This window comes from Winogradskyella arenosi (assembly GCF_003337305.1).
In the GTDB taxonomy this organism is placed as follows: Bacteria; Bacteroidota; Bacteroidia; order Flavobacteriales; family Flavobacteriaceae; genus Winogradskyella; species Winogradskyella arenosi.
In genome coordinates, this window is record NZ_QPJO01000003.1 from 158,125 (window position 1) to 177,604 (window position 19,480).

Below are 19,480 nucleotides of genomic sequence, written 5' to 3' on the forward strand. Positions count from 1 at the left end.
GTGTTAAAATTGAACAATAGTGTTGCTGTCCGAGAAATTCTCAGAGATATTATTGGACTGCTAAACAGACTGTTTTTGAGGTAGAAACCTCTATTAAGGGAAGTATGAAATCGGGATATAAAAAGCGCATTACCTTCCCAAATATTGCGGCTATTTACATGACGACTTCATTATAGAATTGCTATTCGTAAGTCTCATTACGAGTGAGACGGTTATCAATTCTGAAGCAAATGAATGGGTTTTATTTAGGAGACAATGGAAATACTCTGGAAAGAATCTGGAAAAGAAATTCCACATTAATTCCATTATGAATTATTAACTTTAAACCATTTTAAATCAATAAAATGCATAAACAATTACTTATAAAAGCTTTTGAAAAAGCAGAAGAAGAAATTAAAACAGAAAGCGTATCACCAAGGGCACAATTACTATCTGATTTTATTTTAGAAGATAGTAAAGCTCCGTATGGTGAACGTATACTACGTGATAATTACAATAAAATAATTCATAATTCTGAAGAAGAAATTCGCTTAAAAAAACATGTAGAAGTTGCGTTAAGCCATTATTTAGGCTATAGCGATTATTTAGATTTTATAGAAAAAAATAAACCACCTGTAAAGCCAGACCATTCAAATCTTGAGTCAAAATCTACAAAACCAAAATTATTTTATAAGCCTAAATTATTCTTACTATTGTTATTATTTCTGGTTATTGGCTTTATAATATATCATTATACTACGAGACAACGTTGGATGGTTTGGAATGAAAATCAATATGTAGAAGTACAATTTGAGGTTGATAAACACCACTTAAATCAAATTAAAGTTTATAAAGAAGAACGCATCAAATTATTTAAAAAAATCACCCCTACTTGTGACTATTTATTCTTTGATAAACTCGGAGGTGTTAGATTATGGTACGGGAAGAATAAAGCAAAAAAAATAGAGTATTTTACGAGCCTCGGTCTACATCCAGAAACAGGAAAAACACTTAAACCGATAACCAATTACATGATCAACAAATACATCTGTAAATAAAAATTCACTTCAAAAAATAAAAAACACTAAAAGTTAGTGCATATTAAATTATGACTATCTTCTAATCAGAATCACTCAATAAAGTATAAATAGAAAACATTATAGTCATATTAAGAGGCAAAGAATTGTGGAGAAAATAATTTTCATTTCTTTCTGATTTTATTTAATGGCACAAGACCAACTATTTTACAAAAATTTAATTTGCAATTTCAAATAACAAAACGTGTTATTAGTTTGTCTAATTCAAACTCCCATTTTGTCTTAGTATAAAAAATGAATAGCCAAACTGAAACTGAGAAAAATTATTATCCCAATCGTCTAATTGAGTAATAAAAATATACCTAATAAATAATTTACCTGTATTAGATGTATTCACATAGAACTCTAATTTAGAAGTGTTATACCAGTGTTTCATATTTATAAGTTCTTCATTATGTATGGAATTTATAGTAAGTGCGTCATCATTATAAATCTCAAAATAAGTTACTCTATTACTAGCATTAAATCCATATCTTTTTTCTGGCTTGAATTCAAGATTAAGAAGAAGTGAAGTTGAAATTGTATTAAAAAAGTCTGTTTCTACTTCATTTAATTCCAAACCACTTCTACCATAGCGTAGACCGATATCCAAATTCGTATTTACCTTTTTATTTTGATTTTCTAAATAGATTAAATTCAAATCAGCACCAATTGAAAAAGTTTCGTACTGTATTATTTTTAAGGGTTGATAAAATAAATCTCCGCCCAAAGTATCGCGGGCTAAGAACTTATTATTCTCTTCAATTTTCGATAATTTAACTTTAACATCCAAGTATTCTAATACTCCTATACCTTCAGCGAAAAATGCAGGAGGATAAATAGGTAATAATAACCAATTAGCAACATTACTCACAGACTTCCTATCTGTATTGATATAAAACTTTTTAGATAATTCAGTTTGAATAATACCATTTGGATTTTCTTCATCAAAAACTCCCATAAAATCAGAAAACACAATCGCTTCAAATAATTTTGTACTATCCTCTTTATATAAAACTGTAGAATCTTGCACTAGGTCTAACTTAAGTAGTGTTGGTTTGGGACTTATATCATTAGCATTAATATCAATCTCTCTATCGTAATCAATAATATCAGCGAAGTTTATTTCTATAAACTTACCGCTAGAATCCCGTTTCAATCCGTTGTTTTCCCATTTATATTCGAAAAAACTGAATATCGTATGTTCATCAAATCTTTTAATTCCATTGGAAGAAGAAATACCAATTGAATGTGTATTTGTAAATCTTACCCTTCTTTCTTTAACAATACCCTCAAGTTCGACTTTTTCTATGAAACCATTATAAAATGTAAGCTCTAATTTACAATCCGAAACAATACCTGTTACCCTTGGATCATCATCATCATCATCATCATCATCATCATTATTTATAGGTAAAACAAAGGGAATGTTTTTTTTCAATTTAATTTTAGCCACTATAGGTTTATCCTCTTCAGTTCTCTCTGCTGTAACTAATCGCGCGAATAACGTAGATATTTGCAAAGAGTCATAACCCGAATCTGAAGTTACATTTTCACCCTCCGCTTTTAAAACAAGTTTAGAAAAATGATTCTTAAATTTAGTTTCAAATAAATCTAATGATAAAGGATAGAGTGTAAAGGACTCTGTTTGATCATTTGAAGAAATTAGATCTACCTGGTAATATTTATAGTCTGTAATACTTACTTCAATAATATAGTCATGAGTAAATTCTATATTAGCTTCTTTACCCGATTTGTCGTTATGTTTTAAATTTTTAAAAATTTTTGGATTTATGGATTGACTAAACTTTTGAGCATTGGATGTAATAAAGAATAAAAGCGTAATAATTAATAATTTAGTTTTCATAATATGGTTGGTTTAATTAATATTAATTACATATAGGATAGCCACACTTCATCTTCTAAACGTGTTAAGCTATTCTGAGTAAGTACCATATTTTGCATCTTTGGGACTGACGCTTAAGGGATTGACTTTAAGTTAGAATATATAATTAAGGATAGAACTAAATATTAGTTAAAAGGTCAAATTCAACTATTAAACGCTAAAAACAAGACCAATAAAACTAAAACTGTTGATTTTAATATCCGAATAGTATTCAAAATAATTAATAAAATACCGTCTAAAATCACCTAAATATCGCACCCAAAAAACCCCTATATTTTAGGCTATTTTAGCTTTTCGAGTTTTGAGGCATTTTTAGGCAAAATTTCATAAACGCTCAAAACCCTTACTATCATTGACATTAGAGCACATTCCCCTCCTGAAAAATTTAAAAATTTAGCCCATTTTACTGTTTTTGTGAACACGATTGCTATCTAAAGTTTTAAAATGAAGGCAGATTGTAGTCAAAAAATACATTTATGCTATTATTTAATGACTACGAATAAGGTCAACAATAGAAAGACTTTAGCGAAAAAATCTATTTTGAAAACCATAAAAATTCAAAAATTTTTCTAAATTTGATTAAAGAAAATTACTAACAAAAAGTGAACATAAAACCGAACATGGTTTTGTACACTATAAAGAACATAGCGGGTTTTCAATCATCTGTAAATCAATAGTTTAAAAATTTAAAAAACTTTTGATTGAAATTCATAACCCAGAGGTCACGAGTTCAAATCTCGTTCTCGCTACAGAAATTTAAAGTCTGGTACGAAAGTGCTGGACTTTTTTTTATGGTTGTCTGTTATTTGCACTTTTAATCTGATGCAATGCATGTTCCGACTATAGACGACGAACTTAATACGAATTACTAAGGTTTTATTACGGTAATCCGTAAGCTAAACCCTATGCAAAAAAGTGTGCATATGTATATGTGCATTAAAGCGTAGCTCATTGGAGATTGAGGGTATTTTTTGTTGAGTACGATTTAGGATCGTTGCTATGTCCCTTAAAAGCAATTACCGTGTTCTCGGTAGAAATTATGTTTAGTATTTTAATATGCGAATCATTTTTTTCTAGGTAAACACTCTATCGATGACATCGATTTTTATAAGAAGATGCTAACCTAGCCATACCTTATATGCTATATTGGACTGTTTTTTATTTTGTTGTAAAACAGGTTTTCTTTCAGTGAAAAGTTTGTTAGTAGAAGGATACGAAATCTTAAAAATCCGCCAAAAATTTGACCGAAGAAATTCACTCTTAATTCAGAATAAAATCTTGAGAGCCAGGTTCCGGCTTTATTATTGCCTACTTCTTCATCTCAAGCCATTACCATTCCCGGTATGAAAAGAAATATAAACAGGCTTATATAAAAAATCAAAGATTTATAAATCCAATTATTCTTTAAATTTAATAAAGGATATTGAAAATAGATTATTGGAATTGATATTGAAATATCAAGTCTATTGTAAGGATAATCATTACCAGATCCATTCCATAACTGGAGATATATAGAGGTTAATACCATTCCTTGGCAAGTTTGGGTTTGTAACTTGTTAGTGAGAATTTATGGAAAACAATTAAATTTGCTTTTTTAAAAACCGCTATTTCAATCCATCAATTTTTTTAATTTCTAAATTTTCTTTCGGAGTATTGTCCCAAGAAATAGGCAATTAGTATGGGAATTATTGAAAAAGCAATATATTTTTCTAAAATTTCATATTCAGATAACACTATTAAAATTGCTGTTGATAAAATGATAAAAATGATGTCAAAAGTTCTTTTCCTCATTATGTCTTATTTTTAATTACCGATGCATAAACAAACTCCTTAAGAGCGATTTACAATGTTCGATTTTAGGTTTTCCAAATTCAGATTAGCAAAATCAATTAAGGGTTTTATCTGCTATATTTTCTATTTCTATATGATGCTTCTCAAGGGCAAAGCAACGTGATTATGTGTGTTTGGTGGTGTGTTTTAGCCTCTAATTTAGCAAAAAAAAACTGAATAGAAAATCTGATAGGCTTTTTGTAAGTAGTCCCGAACTAGCCATTAGTTCTATACGGTGCTGGCAACAGTTTTTATTCCATTTCTTATTCTTCTTCGTTCATTTTAGGTGGCATTGGTGTTGAAGTTTGTCTTAAATAATCAAAGAAAACCCTTAACTCAATAGTGTCATTTATTTCTTCTTTTATCTCGTCAAATGTTCTTGTTAGTGTTGTTAGCAGCGCTTTAAGTTCCTTTCCGTTTTTACTTGTATCTAATGTTACTTCCACTAGTGCTTTTCTAGGTGAATCGGAATAATAAGGAATTTCACCTTTGTTTAGATAGTGCCGCTTTAAAATTCGTTTCAGTTTATTGATTGAATATCCATCATCAATTAAAATTGAGTCAGATTTTATTCGTAAAACATTCTTTTGTTTTATTAACCCTTCGTCATAGACGTAAGGTAGTACACGCTTTTTTAATTTTTCATCTACAAACTCTACTTTCAGTTGTCCATAAGTTTCTTCTTGAAAAGAACTAATTCTATTGGTTATCTGCTTAAAATTTAAGTCTGTTGTTTCAAGTTTGATTAACTCTCCAGTTTGCATTTTAAATTCTCGGTCAGTTGGATATTCGTAAATCTCACGTGGTCCATCACCCCTCTGTTTTGGTTTCTCTTTTTGGTTGCAAGACATTAAAATTCCGAATATTAATGTTATGTAGACTATTTTTATCAAAGGTGTGGCAATGTGTTTGTATATGGCTTGTTGCTTGGTTTAAGTCCTGAAGTTAGTTAATAAAACGGAATAGAACATCCTCTAGGATTTTTGTAAGTAGGCTTGTATTAGGAATAAATTATTCACGGTGATGTAGTGCGTTTTCTTATTTTATTCCAATCCATTTTTCAAGTTCCGATGTATTTTCGTTGACAGCCAACCATGTGTTTATAGTTTTAGTATTATAGTTTTGGTAAGCACTCAAATATTGCAAATGAATTTTTTCTCCAGTTTTTAATTCAGGAACATTTGTTTGGATTGAGGACTCGTTTAAATCGATTATTTCTTGCCAATGTTTTTTTGTATTTAAAAGTCGAGTTGGAAACCAATCAGTATTTTCAGCTCTATTATTCAATATTTCTCCATCTTCTGTTCTGAGGTGTAATTTCCATTGGTCATTGTTGATTTCGAAAGCATCTAAATTTTCGCCATTGGCAAAGTCAAATTCAACATTTTTAAGGTAATTAGAAACAGAAACTTTGATTTCAAGATTTTCAAATATGTTTTTAACTTTTGTAATTCTCCAAATCCAACATTTAGAATCAGACATTGTTTCTCCAAGATAATTGGGTTGTTTTACTTTAAATTGAATTAGATCAATGTCGACTGCAGAGGGTTTAAACTTTTCATAAATTCCATTTTCATAGTGTCCAGCATTTTGAGTTTCAATAAATGAGAAGTTTGATTTTAGAGCACAAGAAATCGTTGCTAATGGTGTTTTAAATGTTCTCTTTGTTAATGTGTTTTTCATTTCTGAAATGCGCTACAACTCGTTTCATTATAACTTTTATAAGTGCTATTCTATAAATTTAAGGGTTTTGTGTATGATGGAAAGTAGCAGACTATAATTGTAATTCTTATCCGTTTAAAAATAAAAATAGCAGAAAAGTAAAGACATTGAAGTTTAAACTTAACTGCTATTTTTAAGATCTCTTGTTAGCAAACGTTGTGTTTTATTCTTTTAAAAATTTGAAAGTACTTCCATTATCAAATTTTAAAAAATAAATTCCTTTTGTTAAATTTTGTGTATTAATTTTTTCTTGATTAGAAATGCTCCCATTTTTAACTTCATTTCCTAAACTATTGTAAATTTCGTAATGCTGTGTTTCTAACAATCCTGAAATTTGAAGAAAATTAATTGATGGATTAGGGTACAAGCTAATTGTTTTATTAAAATTCACATTACCAGTTGATAAAGTGGATAGCGTAAATTTTGAGATTTTATTACCATCTCGTTCAGCAATATAAAGATCAGTCCCATTAAAAATAAGTCCTTCAGGCCCAATTAATCCTGTAACAACATCTGTTACCGTTGGCGTTACTGCTGTAATATCAATTTTTGAAACCTTATTACCTCCACGCTCAGCAATATAAAGATCATTCCCATATAGCGCAATTCCGGAAGGATTGTTTAACCCTGTAACGACATCTGTTACCGTTGGCGTTGTTGCTGTAATATCAATTTTTGAAATCTTATTACCACCATATTGAGCAATATAAAGATCGTTTCCATTTAATAAAAGTCCAGAAGGACCACTTAATCCTGTAACAACGTCTATTGCTGTTGGTGTTGTTGCTGTAATATCAATGATTGAAATCTTATTGGCATAATATGTAGAAACATAAAGGTTATTCCCATTTAATGCAAGTCCACCTGCTCCGTTTAGACCTGTAACAACATCTGTTGCCGTTGGGGTTGCCGCTGTAATATCAATTTTTGAAATTTTATCTTCAAACAATCGAGCCACATAAAGATCATCTCCGTTTAATACCAGTCCTCTAGGATTGTCAACACCTGTAATAATGTTTGTTATTGTTGGTGTTGTTTCCGTAATATCAATTTTTGAAATTTTATCACCATCCACTTCGGAAATATAAAGATCATTACCGTTTAATAAAAGTCCCCAAGGATTATTTAATCCTGTAACAACGTCTGTTACATTTTGCGCTTCGGTGCTGATTGTAAATAATAAAATAATTAAGATTAGAATGTAATTTTTTTTCATTAGTTATGTCAATTTAATTGTTAATATTGGTTTTAATGTTTGCCTACTCGTTACATCGTAACGTTCATGAGTCCTATACCGCAAATCTAACCTTTTTTACTTATGATTTCTATCGAGTTTCAACCTGTAATTTAACCATTAGAGATAGAAAAGAAAAGTTGATCAGATTATTATACTTAAGTCTCCATAAACCATTAAGTATTCACAACTTAAAATTATAGTTTTGCCTTTTACTCTTACGATATTAACAGCCCATAATGTTTACACTAAATCACATAAATCCCCTACATTTTTAACTAAACCTTCCGTATCAATAATTTTATAATTGACATAAAAAAGCATATTTATAATTCAGTTTACTTATACAAAGTAGCGCTATAACATCTGTATTTATAACACAGCCAAACTATCTACTTAAAAATCTATTTATTAAACGCTTAGCACGTTACCTTATAGTTTTAAGGTTTTTAAGATTTTAATTTTGATATTAAATAATGTTTATTGATAAATTTTAACTCCCCATACTTAAACCCTAAAAAAACAAAACCTTACAAGAATCCGTAAGGCTAAGCTTAAACTATAATAAGTAGCAAATTTTAGAGAAATTCAATAATCTGCCCTGAAACAATTACTTTATATTTATTGACAAATAAAAAGCCACTAGACTTGACTTCGACAATTTCATTAACGACCGTTCTAGACGCTCCTTCCATACCTGCAGATTGTAGCATTTTTGCTTTAGCTTCAGCAACTAAACCATTTTTAGATAAACCTCCGATACCAAAAATATAAGTAGCTGACGCTTCTCCTTTAACGATTTTAACCACCTTAAAGTTATTTTTTGTTAATACGACTTCAGTAGTGTTTTGATTGTAATTTTGAGGTAAACCATAATGGGCAGCACAGCTAGTAAAAAGAGTTGAGGCCACAATTAATAACATTATTATTCTTTTCATGTTGAAAATTTTATAGATCACTTACTCCTGTTTAACGTCTGTTTTCAGCTTATTCCGACTTTACAGAACGAACTTAATAGCAATCCCTAAGACTTCCTTACGGGAATCCGTAAGCAAAATCTTAAACAAAAAAAGTGCACATTGTTACATGTGCACTCCCCTATTCCCCCTAAGAATTCATATTATTAACTAATAATATACCTCTCAAAGGTACGAAGGCCTTTTTGACGTTTCTTACGGAAAACCATAATGCTTCTTAAAAACTCTAAAAAAAATTAAAAACAAAAAAAGGCAACTATTTCTAGTTGCCTTAAATCACTGTTTTAGTAATAATATAAAATCCCCTACAACCCCATATTATAAACAGTGTGAATCTCTATTAATGTTAAGTTTTTTTAGCTATATCAAACCCAAATCTTTGACAAGGGCTACTAGATGTATAGCATTATTGGCTTTAAATTGGTCTTTAAGCTTATTTATTTTTTTTTCTATGGTACTTAAGCTATTGGGGCTTATTCCGTTGGCTTTAAAATTCTGACTAATCTCGTCTTGCGATAAGCCTTGCGACAATAATTTCAGCAATTGTATATCGTAATCATAGATTTCTAAATCGTTTTTCTGTTGTACCGCTTGCGCCACTTGCGGTGATAGGTAGCGTTGTTTTTGTGCTACGGTTTTAATGGCTTCCTCTAATTGAATAGACCCTTTTCTGTCCTTGCACACATAGGCATTAACATGATACTGATTAACCAACTGCCGTACTTTTTGTAATTGATCTTTCATGGAATACACAATTATTGGCAGTTGAGAAAAATCTCTTCGCAACGCTGCAATTAAGTCTTCTCCAGACTCGAAGTTGGCATTTCTATGATCTTTCTTAAAAGACAGATCGGTTATTACTAAATCGTAATCTACATCATCTAAGGCCGCACGTTTTACTTTTAAAAAAGCGTCATCACAATACTGAACCACATCGGTAGTTTTTACCTTACAGGCTGTTAAAACCTGCTGAACACTTTTGCTTATGGCATCATGATCATCTACAATTAAAACCTTTTTAAACATGCTATATCACAATTTTTGTTTTAAACCCTTTATTCCGTTCGGTTTCAAAAGTAATTGATCCATTTAAGGATTCAATACGGTTTTCCACATTCTGTAAACCATTACTTTTATTTAAGTCACTTCCTACCCCATTATCAGAGTAAGTAATGATGGTTTTCCTTCCGTCTTTCGCAAAAGTTAATACCGCAATGGAGGCTTGACTGTGTTTTTTCATATTAATAAGCAATTCTTGCAACACCTTATAAACTGTTGTTCTTTTCATTTTTGAAAAGGTCTCCCAGGCAATATCGGATCGTCCTTTATCTAAGACACGCACTGAGGTATCGCTAAAACTTAGTACTAAATCTTTTATCGTATCTGCAAAGACGCCTTCCCCTTCAATAAAACTATACTCTTTTGAAATGTCTCTGGTTTTACTATAAATGTCTTGCAACTCATCAATAAGATGCTCATTTGACAAGGCTTCACTTTCTAATTTTGTCATAAATTGAAAAACATCATTAGCCACCTCATCGTGTATTTGTTTCGATATTCTAGATTCAGCATCATAGACTTGCTGTAACTTTTCTTTTTTATGTTTCGATTTTAAGATGAAATAAATCAGTACCGCTATTAATGCTATTGAAGCCGCAACAATGATAGCAATAATTGATTGCGTTCGCTGTTGTGCTTCTTTTAACTGACTTTCTAAAGCTTTTCTTTTGAACTCAGCATTATCATACTTCATAAAAGCATCTTTACTTGCACGCTCTTTATCGGCTTTAGTAAGACTGTCATTTAATTTTTTATAGGCCTTAGCGTGAGTATCCGAACTTAATTTAGTGAGCATCCCCAAAGCATCATGCTTATACATAGGTGAGTTAATATGCGCTGCAAATTCCTTAGCTTTTAAAGCATGATGGGAAGCTTTCTGTAAACTATCTACATCATAATAATATTGGGCTAAATGTGAATGGCTTGTGTAAAGTGAAAGGGTATCTTTTGCCAGCTCTCTATAGTTTAAAGCAGACTTCATTAAAGGTAAATCCTTCTTCCTATTGTTTAAAAGCGCATAGACAAACCCTAAATTGTCTTCAATTCGCGCTATAGTAAGCGTATCCTTTAATCTAGGAATAAGGGCATAAGCTTTTACCAACTGAGCTTTAGTATTTTCGTAATCTTCATCTCTTTTATAGATGTTGGAAATGTTATTATAAACAACAGCACTATCTCTAGCATTTGTTGTAATTTCTAAAACCCTATCATAGAGTTCTAAAGCTTTAGGATTGTTTCGCTGTTCGTAATATAGAATACCAAGAAGTGTATATAAACTTTTTCTAAGTTGCGTGTTATAATCCGAGCTTGGACTCGAATCTAAAATTTTAATGGCTGCTAAGGCATGGTTTTCACTAGCCTCATAAGCGCCTTTTTTATGATTAAGACTTGATAAGTAATATAAATCATTGAGAATAAGTATTTTTTTATTTTCCTTTTTTGCTTTACTATAATGCGCCGTAAAAAATTGATACGCCTTATCCAAGTCATTTGGACTTTGTGGACTTAAAGCGATATGAGAATAATATGCTAAACTGTCTTTTTTTGTTTGTCCTTGCACAAAATGTAATGTTTGCACAACGATTATACAATATATAATACAAAAAAGGTAAGGTCTTTTTATGGTAACGTTCATAGAACTAAATTAATACCTTTATTTGTATTGATAACAATTTAGGGCCTTGAATCATGACATGATATTTATTGAAATTTTAGAAACATCACGTTTTTAAAAAATTCTAAATGTTATCTATGTACTATAACGAAACCTTCTTCAAAATATAAGGAGCTACAAACTAAAGTCGTGCACCTTTATTCCATGTCCGCTTCATTTAGCCCTGGGGCTGTTTGTCTTCAAAATAAATAAAACGCTCGCTTTAGTTTAATTCTAACGAAAAAGGCTTCAAAAAAACAAAAACGCTTCATACCACCTGAATAACGTGATATGAAGCGATAAGTTCTTCTGTATAAAACCTACTTACTGCAGACTTATTCCTCTACAAAATCAGCATCGGTTAGGGTTTTCATAAAAGCGACTAGACTCGCTTGTTCCGCTTTAGTTAGATTTAAGGCATCAAAAGGTAAGGTTTGAAATTCTTCATGAATGCCGATTCCTTGACCTCCGCCACGATTATAAAAATTGACCACCTCTTCTAAGCTAGTATACACGCCATTATGCATGTAAGGTCCGGTAACCTCACTATTTCTAACCGTAGGGGTTTTAAAAAAGTGCTTCCGCTGATCGGTTTTAAAAACATTATAACGCCCTAGATCGTCACTAATTATTGCGTTAACCGTATCCTTAGTTTCGGGTACACCAAGGAGTTCTACTTCGGTATCATTATAATGCGGCGGAACCGTACCATTAAATAATGGTGGAAAGTGACACGTGGCACAGGCTGCCTTTCCCATAAACAAATTAAAGCCTTGCTTTTCTTCAGTCGTTAAAGAGGTTTCAACTCCCTCTATATTTCTATCAAATTTAGAGTTGAAAGCATTTAAACTCCGCACATAACTTGCAATGGCATGTCTAATATTTAACTCCACACGCTTACTCCCATATAAACTATCGATCGTCTTTTTGTAGGCCTCATGCTTTAAAACACGGTTCACAATAGAATCCATAGGTAAATTAAATTCATTATGATTTTCAGCCACACCTACAACCTGCCCTTCTAAACTTCCGGCACGGCCGTCCATAAAAAAAGATTGCTGATATGCGCTGTAGGTCAGTGTTGGTGAATTTCTGACCTGTCTGGCATCAAAAGTCTTTCTACCATCCGTAAACGCTTTTTCTTCTATATGGCAACTTGCACAGGCCATATCCTTATTTCTAGATAATCGATCGTCATTAAATAGCGCTTTCCCAAATGCTTCTTTTTGTTTTAGGTGCAGCGTATCGCTTTTATAGTCTGAAAAATACAGCACATTCAGTGTATGGGCACCAAAAAAAGAAGTCGCGGTGTTAGAAACAGCCATTTCAAACGGGAAATTAACCTGCCAATCGTCTTGAGTCTTGACCAATAATTTTAATTGCGGATCGGTATAATTTTTAATAAAACTGAAACGATCAAAAGTATCAAAATCGGCATTTAGAGCCACAATTCCATTTTTAAAGGACGCTCTTAAATCATCATAAATTTCAACTGTATTAAACTTATCTTTACATAGCTCTAGTAAGGTGATAAGAGTTTGGGTAGTATATTGACTTTCTGTTAAAGCTTGTCCTAAAACAGGAGAATCAAATCCTGTAATCCCCGTTGCTGCTGTTCTTAAAATTTGATCTCTAATTAACCAAATAAGATGATAATCTTTCAACTTAATGTGTGTATTACGTTGCAACAATTTTAAACGATCGGAAGTCACGGTTATAGCATTCTGTAATACCTCAGCTTCACGTTCTTCTTCATGCAACAACTCTTCAATTACCTGAAAACCAAATGGATTTCTAATTTTAACATCCGTTAAGTCCTCTTCTTGAACTTGTAAGATGTTTGGCGCATTTAAGGATTTAAAATTATTCTTATCTATAGCTGCCAAAATAGGCTCCATGGCTTTAAAATGTTGGCGTGCTTGTTTATAGTAAGCAATGCGTTCCGCTGTGTTTTTAGAGGTTGAAATGGAATCTAAAAATGCAATACATTGTTCTAGTTCCGTATGGTAAAAGGAAGCGATTTTTTTATCGGTGGTAGCTTCCGTTACAGGTTCTAACTGCTTTTTACAGGATACCGTAATGAAAAGCAAAAGACATATACAAAATGTATATGTCTTAGCTTTCATAAATAAGTTCTTATTCATGATGTTAGCGTCTTATCTGTCTAAACCTTTAATGAGGTAAAGCATTGAACCTTCTTTAGCATTTGCTAAGTTAGAATTTGCTAATGGATCTGTAAAAGATGTTCCGTCAGCAGGCTCCCAACCATGATTTTGTGTCATCACTAAGAAAGTATTCTCTCCATTGTTTACCACGTCTGTTACATCAATCATCCCTGTGATTTCCCAAGTTCTTGATGTTGAACCGTAGCCTAAACTTTCTGCTCTAACTTGGTCTGCTTCTAAAACTGTTTTTAATTCCCCTGTATTTAAGTTGTATTGGTAAAGCTTAGCATAACCATTAACTGAAGTGTCTAAATATCCATTAGGATCTTCTTGAATGTAAGCATAATTTTCAGTCACTAAAATATTATCAGGAGAATGAAATCCATCTGCTACACCACCAACAATATCACCATCTAATACACAAGTAATCGTTGCAGGTCCTGTTGGATCCGTTTCATTTAAGGTTACTTTGTAAACACGTCCTAATGCTGATCCTTTTCCTGTTAAACTTGGCGAGATACGTCCTGTTACACAAAAATAAATTTCTCTTTGGTTGGCAGCAGAACCTCTTCTCCAATCGATATCCTCTAATCTAGAGAATCCCATAACACCTTTGGTTTTTGCTTCGGTATCTAAAGCATTAATTTCTGTTTCATCTAATTGAACAAATTCAGCACTGTAAGACACGCCTTCTTGCATATCCATTTCAAAATCGATGCCTGCTGCTGTTACTTTTAAGCCGTATAATTGACCACCATTTAAGTCACCACGATTTCCAACATACATCCCTAATTGACCTGAAGGTACTGAGTTATCTGAATGATCATCGCCAATAAACACAACCGTTTTATTAGGATAAGCGTCTTTCCCAATAGGAACCGCATTCTCAGTAGACCACTGTCCTAAAGCTGGTAAGGTTTCTCCTGTACTTGCATCGTCAACACTTTTATTAGGGTCAATTGCAAACACGCCTTTTGAAGCGCCCCCCCATTCGCCACCTGACAGGTATAAGGGTCCGAAACCATGTTCTTCTGGAGTAACTAATGTTCCTGAACACATTGCTGTCTCTGCTGTTGCTGTAGCGTTTAAAATATACTCGCCACTATAAGGTCTTAAGTTTTCGTTTAATAAGATTCTAGCAATAGAGTAATCGGCTTCAATATTATTGATTAAAGTAAATGTATTATCACCATTATCAATTAATCCAGCGCCATCTGCCATAGATCCATAAATAAAGTTAGGTGTATTAGGAATAATATCTTCTGAACTTAAAAGAGTTGAAATTCTAAGGTTGATGAACTGATCGGTAACCTTTAAGAAGCTAGGCGTTTTTGAAGCCATTAAGTAGTTAGAAATATCGTCACCATCTTCGCCGTCAAGACCATCTTCACCGTCAGTGCCGTCTACACCATCGATACCATCTTTTCCATCTTCAACTTCACAACTTACAACAAGGGCACTTGTTGAGGTAACAATAAATGCTAATAAAAATAGCTTAATAATTTTGTTCATAATTTAAGGTTTTTAGTGGTTATAATGTATCCACAAAACTACCTTCCTTCATTTATAAACATGTTAATTCAGAAAAATCGTATGATTAAATTAACGCTAATTTAGCGTTAACTGTATTACTTCAGTATTACTAAGACTTGGTGTATTTATAACTAATGTTATGAGAAAATTAAGGGCTTGGGTTACAGGCTTAGGATTCGCTGATATTTATGAGAGGTCCATATACCACTTATCATAAATTAAAACTTTCTAATGTTTAACCCCCATGACTTTCAAACCCTAATAGACTTTCCTAAATGATAAAGTATCATCTATAAATCAATAATTAGAGAGGCCCTACACATCATCGTTAATCTCTACCCAATAGCCATCGGGATCTTGAAAATAAACTTGCTGAATACCGTCTTGGCGGATGTAATCTTTCTTTGCAGTTCCTAACCAATCGGTGTACTCAATGTGAAGTTCTTTTAAATGTTCTCTAAACTGATCTAGATCAGTTGTAGACAGTGCAAAATGCACGGCTTTATTGACCTTAATTTCAAAGTCTGGGCGCGGAATAAGATGCAGTTGCTTGCCATTACCTAGCGACAACCATCGTGTTTTTGAGTTGGAAGCAGTATTCTTAATTTCTTTAAGTTGAAGCACCTTCTGATAAAACGCTACAGATTGATTAACCTCTGTTACAGAAAGCGCTATGTGATTGAATGTAAAGTTGAGCATTGTTCGATTTAATTAAATTAATTTATTTGCTATTCTGTGTAATTGCGTCGCCTTAAGTAAGGTTGCAAAATAACTAATCTAAGCACCTAGCACACATAAAAGTTTAATATTCAGAAAAAATACACAAATTAAATAGTACTTCATATTCAAAGCTAAAACCCTCACTCTAGGCTACCAAAGGCTACTTTATAAATATTTCCAAATCCATTTAAGGGTTGGTCTGTTTGTTGTTTTAAAGCCTCAACACTTTCTATTTTATCGTCTTGTAATGTGGCTCTCTCGCTTGTAAAGTAGAAATTACCTGAGGTCCAATCTACGAATGGGCAATAGTCTAACTTATTGGAATTAATGTCTTCTCCTAAATTCTTGGATGCTGTCCACTGTCCCTTCTTATCTTTTCGGCTTATATATAAGTCACCACCCCCAAAACCATCGGATCGGCCAAATGAACTAAAAATAATGATGTTCTCGTCTGGATTAACGTAGGCATTGAATTCAAATGTTGCAGTATTAATCTCCGCAGGTAAAGGCTCAGGAGATTTAAAGGTTCCATCTACAAATTCAGCCCTAAAAATATCCTCTTTCCCCACACCATTTGCTCGTGAGGCTGTAAAAAACAAATTGCCCTCACGACTTAAAGTTGGAAAAAATTCGTCTCCTTTGCTGTTGATTATAGAATCTAAAGCCACGGGATCCGACCAACGGTCCTCTACCCGGTCGCTGTACCAAATATTGTAATCGTTTCTCGTCGTATCGTTGTAAATTGGTCGGTTTGATGCAAAATATAATCTATCCCCATCATGACTATAGAAGGGTTCTATGTCTTGATATTGCCCTGAGATGTTTAAAATTTCAGCATTTTGCCAGCGTCCCTTTTTTTTCTGTCTAACCACCAAACATCTTTTAGTCTGTTTGTAATTCCCCAAGGTATAGATCAGCTCATTCTGTTGTGGGTTTATAGCTAAATCTCTTTCATATAATGGTGTGGAAATAACATGCTCTGCAAATAATGATAAATCTTCAGCGGTTGTTTCAATATCAATAATCGCTTCTTGTGCTTGATGGCTTTGCGCTTCACATCCCCATAGAGTAAGGCCGATTAGAATGGCAATTTTATATTTGAATAGTTTCAATGTTTTGAATTTAAAAGTTTTACTATTGGGTTAATGTACCGCTTAGAGAAATGTTTATCCCAAAGAACATCAAGTGAATGTCTAGCGAAAATACGCATCATTATGCAACCCTTACAACTAAGACCATACTCCACCTTGTGCTGCTCTTATTCTTGATCTGCTTTGTATTGTTCTAAGACTTTTCTTAAATGGATGCCGAAATCTTTATCTAATGCCTCCCCGCTATAGGTCAGATTATGCTTTTCACAATAGGCCACAAATTCTTGATACTTTCTACCATTGAATTTTGTGACCTCAGCATAGCCCTCTAAGGTATCTATCTTCTGCCCCAATATTTTTCCATCTTTAAAACTGTAAACCACTTTAAATTTTCGGGATTTCCTCTGCAATGCTACATCCAAAAAATTGCTGTTTTCTTCAATGGTCGTTACTTGAGCTTCGTCTGTTACGATGTCTAGTAATTTTATATGAGACTCTAGTTCTTTACCCCATAAAATCAGAGCACTCAACTGGTTCTTGTTCTCTATTTCTACACTACCATCACTAAATATTTCACTATAATTTTCATCCACTAAAGCCATTACCGCATCGAGATTATAGTTATTCCTGGCTTCAATATAAGCCTTAACAAGATCTTGATGCTTTGAAGTTTGAATATTACGTGAAATCCCGTTCATCATAATCAAAAAACATGGTACTAGGAATACTTTAAAAATAGATGTTTTCATATTAGAATTAAATGTGATGACTATTTGATATAATTAGCAAAAAAACAGAATAAAATGTCGGTTAGAACTTTTACACCTCCCCATGGATTTACTTTTAATTATATAATCCCTTTAACTTTGGATATTTTAAAATTTGTTCTATTTTTCCATTCGGGTGCAATCTTATTTAGTTTCCATAAATATGGAATTAATAATGCTAATTCAAGTCTAATCTGAATATTAATACCATCATTTACAAAGGGTAATATAAGCATTGAGATTCCACATATTACGATACCAATTAGGGCATCAATCTTACCAAATGTAATGGCATAATCTTTTTCAAACCAAAGCAAAAATGCCGTTATTCCTTTAAATACTCCAACGGTAATGACTATTAAGCCATTTATAGAAAAGGGTTCATAACTTTCAAATCCATAAAAGGCTAATGCGGGTTTTATAGTTGTAAAACCAAGAAAAAAACAGACAAAAGCCATAAGTCCAATAAGCATAAAAAACCAACAAAATACTTTTATCCACCAAGGCAGTAAGGCTCTTCGTCTCGTAGTGTTTTCAAATTCCTCTGTTGCGTTATCAATGATTTGGCTTTCGTTCATAAGGTTCAGTAATAATCTAATGTGTTTAATTTTTCGGATCAATTAGAATCACCCCATTAATGGCTCTAATTCCATAAATTCTGTAACCAATAACGCGCTCCATTAAGGTTATTTTACCAACATTTAAGCCGTTACTATGATCTACTATTTCTTCACCACGCAGCGGCTTACCAGAAACCACTAAAAGCGGATTGTTGTTGATCAGGCCTTCTTTTGAAGCTTTTTCAATAAATTCAAGAACCTCCTTATTAGTAATTTCCTCGTAAAATTTAGGACTTAACAGCGGGTCTAAAAAAGACTCTATCTTTATAACACCATTCTCACCAATTTCACCAAATTCTTGTTCTCCTTTTTTTTTATTTAAATAACTGATTACAGGAAAATCTTTAAGACTAAAACTGTTTAATTCAAGAAGCCTTTCATAAGAAATGGTTTCATCATTCAAATAAATTAAAGCATCTTTTGAAATGGTTTTATTCTCAATTTGTTGATTAATGTCTCCTAATAATGAATCTTCCGTTTTCTCGTTTGGAATTAATTGAGGTGAACAAGAAATAAAGGTTACTAGAATAATTACGAATAATACTATTTTTTTCATAGGTCAATGCTTGTATGGTCTTAGCTCATTTTTATAATAAACTAAAAACGAACTCATCACATAAATACCACTTTTAATTGAATTACCAAACGGTTATTTATTAAAACTTTAATTCGATGTTCATGATCGGTTTTATACCTTAAGTAGAGATTCATCAAAAACGATTTCATGGATCTTAAGCTCTATCTAGAAAATCAACATCACACGCTCTCAATTACTCCATTAATGTTGTTTTCTGTGTTCCAATTCTAAAACAACGCTCTTCACCTAAATAAAGGGGATCGCCGTGTTTTTCAGACCAAAAACCATCTAACACATCCTTGGTAAGACATTTGTACACGGCAACACCTTTAAAGGTTTTATTTGCCTCGCCTTTATAATTAAAATTAAGTACCAAAATATTATCCTTAAAAAAACCGGTTCCTAACTGTTCTTGAATTTTATTAATAAGCCATTTAGCACGGATACGATTGTTTTCATCTAAGGATAACTCTAAAATTCCTTTATAGGATAAGGCTTCCGCATCTTGGTTTGTTCCAATAATGTTATAGCGTCCTGGAAGTTGATGTATGGTCATGTTATTAGTTTATA

The 19,480-nt window shown here is 32.4% G+C and carries 16 protein-coding genes; 1 reads left to right on the top strand and 15 read right to left on the bottom strand.

From position 1 onward, the window contains the following. Nucleotides 1-344 precede the first annotated feature (344 nt). Nucleotides 345-1,037: a hypothetical protein gene (locus tag DFQ08_RS09775; RefSeq protein WP_114309841.1), complete on the top strand. Its 693-nt coding sequence runs from the start codon at nt 345-347 to the stop codon at nt 1,035-1,037. A 238-nt stretch (nt 1,038-1,275) separates the two neighbouring features. On the opposite strand, the gene DFQ08_RS09780 is transcribed toward DFQ08_RS09775, so the two are convergent. From DFQ08_RS09780 to DFQ08_RS09855, 15 genes are all read right to left on the bottom strand, one after another. Continuing rightward, entirely contained in the window at nt 1,276-2,922 is a 1,647-nt protein-coding gene (locus tag DFQ08_RS09780; RefSeq protein ID WP_114309842.1) for a hypothetical protein, read from the bottom strand. 2,132 nt (nt 2,923-5,054) lie between these two features. Next, nucleotides 5,055-5,642, bottom strand: a complete 588-nt coding sequence (locus DFQ08_RS09785) for a hypothetical protein (RefSeq protein WP_245935410.1) — start codon at nt 5,640-5,642, stop codon at nt 5,055-5,057. A gap of 187 nt (nt 5,643-5,829) precedes the next feature. Continuing rightward, nucleotides 5,830-6,474, bottom strand: a complete 645-nt coding sequence (locus tag DFQ08_RS09790; RefSeq protein ID WP_114309844.1) for a hypothetical protein — start codon at nt 6,472-6,474, stop codon at nt 5,830-5,832. A 202-nt stretch (nt 6,475-6,676) separates the two neighbouring features. Continuing rightward, nucleotides 6,677-7,729 carry a T9SS type A sorting domain-containing protein gene (locus tag DFQ08_RS09795; protein WP_114309845.1) on the bottom strand — a complete coding sequence of 351 codons (1,053 nt, stop codon included), beginning with the start codon at nt 7,727-7,729 and terminating at the stop codon, nt 6,677-6,679. Nucleotides 7,730-8,325: 596 nt separating this feature from the next. Continuing rightward, the gene (locus DFQ08_RS09800; RefSeq protein WP_114309846.1) at nt 8,326-8,685 is read right to left on the bottom strand and encodes a DUF6567 family protein; all 360 of its coding nucleotides are present in this window, start codon (nt 8,683-8,685) and stop codon (nt 8,326-8,328) included. Nucleotides 8,686-9,084: 399 nt separating this feature from the next. Then, complete coding sequence (locus DFQ08_RS09805; RefSeq protein WP_114309847.1) at nt 9,085-9,750, bottom strand: DNA-binding response regulator; 666 nt, start codon at nt 9,748-9,750, stop codon at nt 9,085-9,087. A gap of 1 nt (nt 9,751) precedes the next feature. Continuing rightward, the gene (locus DFQ08_RS09810; RefSeq protein WP_147269464.1) at nt 9,752-11,344 is read right to left on the bottom strand and encodes a sensor histidine kinase; all 1,593 of its coding nucleotides are present in this window, start codon (nt 11,342-11,344) and stop codon (nt 9,752-9,754) included. Nucleotides 11,345-11,772: 428 nt separating this feature from the next. Beyond that, entirely contained in the window at nt 11,773-13,563 is a 1,791-nt protein-coding gene (locus DFQ08_RS09815; protein WP_114310177.1) for a cytochrome-c peroxidase, read from the bottom strand. A 30-nt stretch (nt 13,564-13,593) separates the two neighbouring features. After that, nucleotides 13,594-15,114 carry an alkaline phosphatase PhoX gene (locus DFQ08_RS09820; RefSeq protein WP_181858392.1) on the bottom strand — a complete coding sequence of 507 codons (1,521 nt, stop codon included), beginning with the start codon at nt 15,112-15,114 and terminating at the stop codon, nt 13,594-13,596. 336 nt (nt 15,115-15,450) lie between these two features. After that, nucleotides 15,451-15,834, bottom strand: coding sequence for a VOC family protein (locus DFQ08_RS09830; RefSeq protein WP_114309850.1), 384 nt, complete (start codon nt 15,832-15,834; stop codon nt 15,451-15,453). Nucleotides 15,835-15,995: 161 nt separating this feature from the next. After that, nucleotides 15,996-16,967 (bottom strand): TolB family protein, encoded by a 972-nt coding sequence (locus DFQ08_RS09835; RefSeq protein WP_245935411.1) that lies wholly within the window; start codon nt 16,965-16,967, stop codon nt 15,996-15,998. A gap of 146 nt (nt 16,968-17,113) precedes the next feature. Beyond that, nucleotides 17,114-17,695 carry a nuclear transport factor 2 family protein gene (locus tag DFQ08_RS09840; RefSeq protein WP_147269465.1) on the bottom strand — a complete coding sequence of 194 codons (582 nt, stop codon included), beginning with the start codon at nt 17,693-17,695 and terminating at the stop codon, nt 17,114-17,116. A 98-nt stretch (nt 17,696-17,793) separates the two neighbouring features. Beyond that, nucleotides 17,794-18,291, bottom strand: a complete 498-nt coding sequence (locus tag DFQ08_RS09845; RefSeq protein WP_147269466.1) for a hypothetical protein — start codon at nt 18,289-18,291, stop codon at nt 17,794-17,796. A 25-nt stretch (nt 18,292-18,316) separates the two neighbouring features. Beyond that, nucleotides 18,317-18,889, bottom strand: a complete 573-nt coding sequence (locus DFQ08_RS09850; RefSeq protein ID WP_114309853.1) for a hypothetical protein — start codon at nt 18,887-18,889, stop codon at nt 18,317-18,319. 214 nt (nt 18,890-19,103) lie between these two features. Further along, entirely contained in the window at nt 19,104-19,466 is a 363-nt protein-coding gene (locus DFQ08_RS09855) for a hypothetical protein (protein ID WP_114309854.1), read from the bottom strand. Between the last annotated feature and the right edge of the window lie 14 nt (nt 19,467-19,480).

What these genes read in the sequence shown, in the direction of transcription:
- DFQ08_RS09775 (WP_114309841.1), top strand. Translation starts at nt 345, where the DNA reads ATGCATAAACAATTACTTATAAAAGCTTTTGAAAAAGCAGAAGAAGAA.
- DFQ08_RS09780 (WP_114309842.1), bottom strand. Translation starts at nt 2,922, where the DNA reads ATGAAAACTAAATTATTAATTATTACGCTTTTATTCTTTATTACATCC.
- DFQ08_RS09785 (WP_245935410.1), bottom strand. Translation starts at nt 5,642, where the DNA reads ATGTCTTGCAACCAAAAAGAGAAACCAAAACAGAGGGGTGATGGACCA.
- DFQ08_RS09790 (WP_114309844.1), bottom strand. Translation starts at nt 6,474, where the DNA reads ATGAAAAACACATTAACAAAGAGAACATTTAAAACACCATTAGCAACG.
- DFQ08_RS09795 (WP_114309845.1), bottom strand. Translation starts at nt 7,729, where the DNA reads ATGAAAAAAAATTACATTCTAATCTTAATTATTTTATTATTTACAATC.
- DFQ08_RS09800 (WP_114309846.1), bottom strand. Translation starts at nt 8,685, where the DNA reads ATGAAAAGAATAATAATGTTATTAATTGTGGCCTCAACTCTTTTTACT.
- DFQ08_RS09805 (WP_114309847.1), bottom strand. Translation starts at nt 9,750, where the DNA reads ATGTTTAAAAAGGTTTTAATTGTAGATGATCATGATGCCATAAGCAAA.
- DFQ08_RS09815 (WP_114310177.1), bottom strand. Translation starts at nt 13,563, where the DNA reads ATGAAAGCTAAGACATATACATTTTGTATATGTCTTTTGCTTTTCATT.
- DFQ08_RS09820 (WP_181858392.1), bottom strand. Translation starts at nt 15,114, where the DNA reads ATGAACAAAATTATTAAGCTATTTTTATTAGCATTTATTGTTACCTCA.
- DFQ08_RS09830 (WP_114309850.1), bottom strand. Translation starts at nt 15,834, where the DNA reads ATGCTCAACTTTACATTCAATCACATAGCGCTTTCTGTAACAGAGGTT.
- DFQ08_RS09840 (WP_147269465.1), bottom strand. Translation starts at nt 17,695, where the DNA reads ATGAAAACATCTATTTTTAAAGTATTCCTAGTACCATGTTTTTTGATT.
- DFQ08_RS09845 (WP_147269466.1), bottom strand. Translation starts at nt 18,291, where the DNA reads ATGAACGAAAGCCAAATCATTGATAACGCAACAGAGGAATTTGAAAAC.
- DFQ08_RS09850 (WP_114309853.1), bottom strand. Translation starts at nt 18,889, where the DNA reads ATGAAAAAAATAGTATTATTCGTAATTATTCTAGTAACCTTTATTTCT.
- DFQ08_RS09855 (WP_114309854.1), bottom strand. Translation starts at nt 19,466, where the DNA reads ATGACCATACATCAACTTCCAGGACGCTATAACATTATTGGAACAAAC.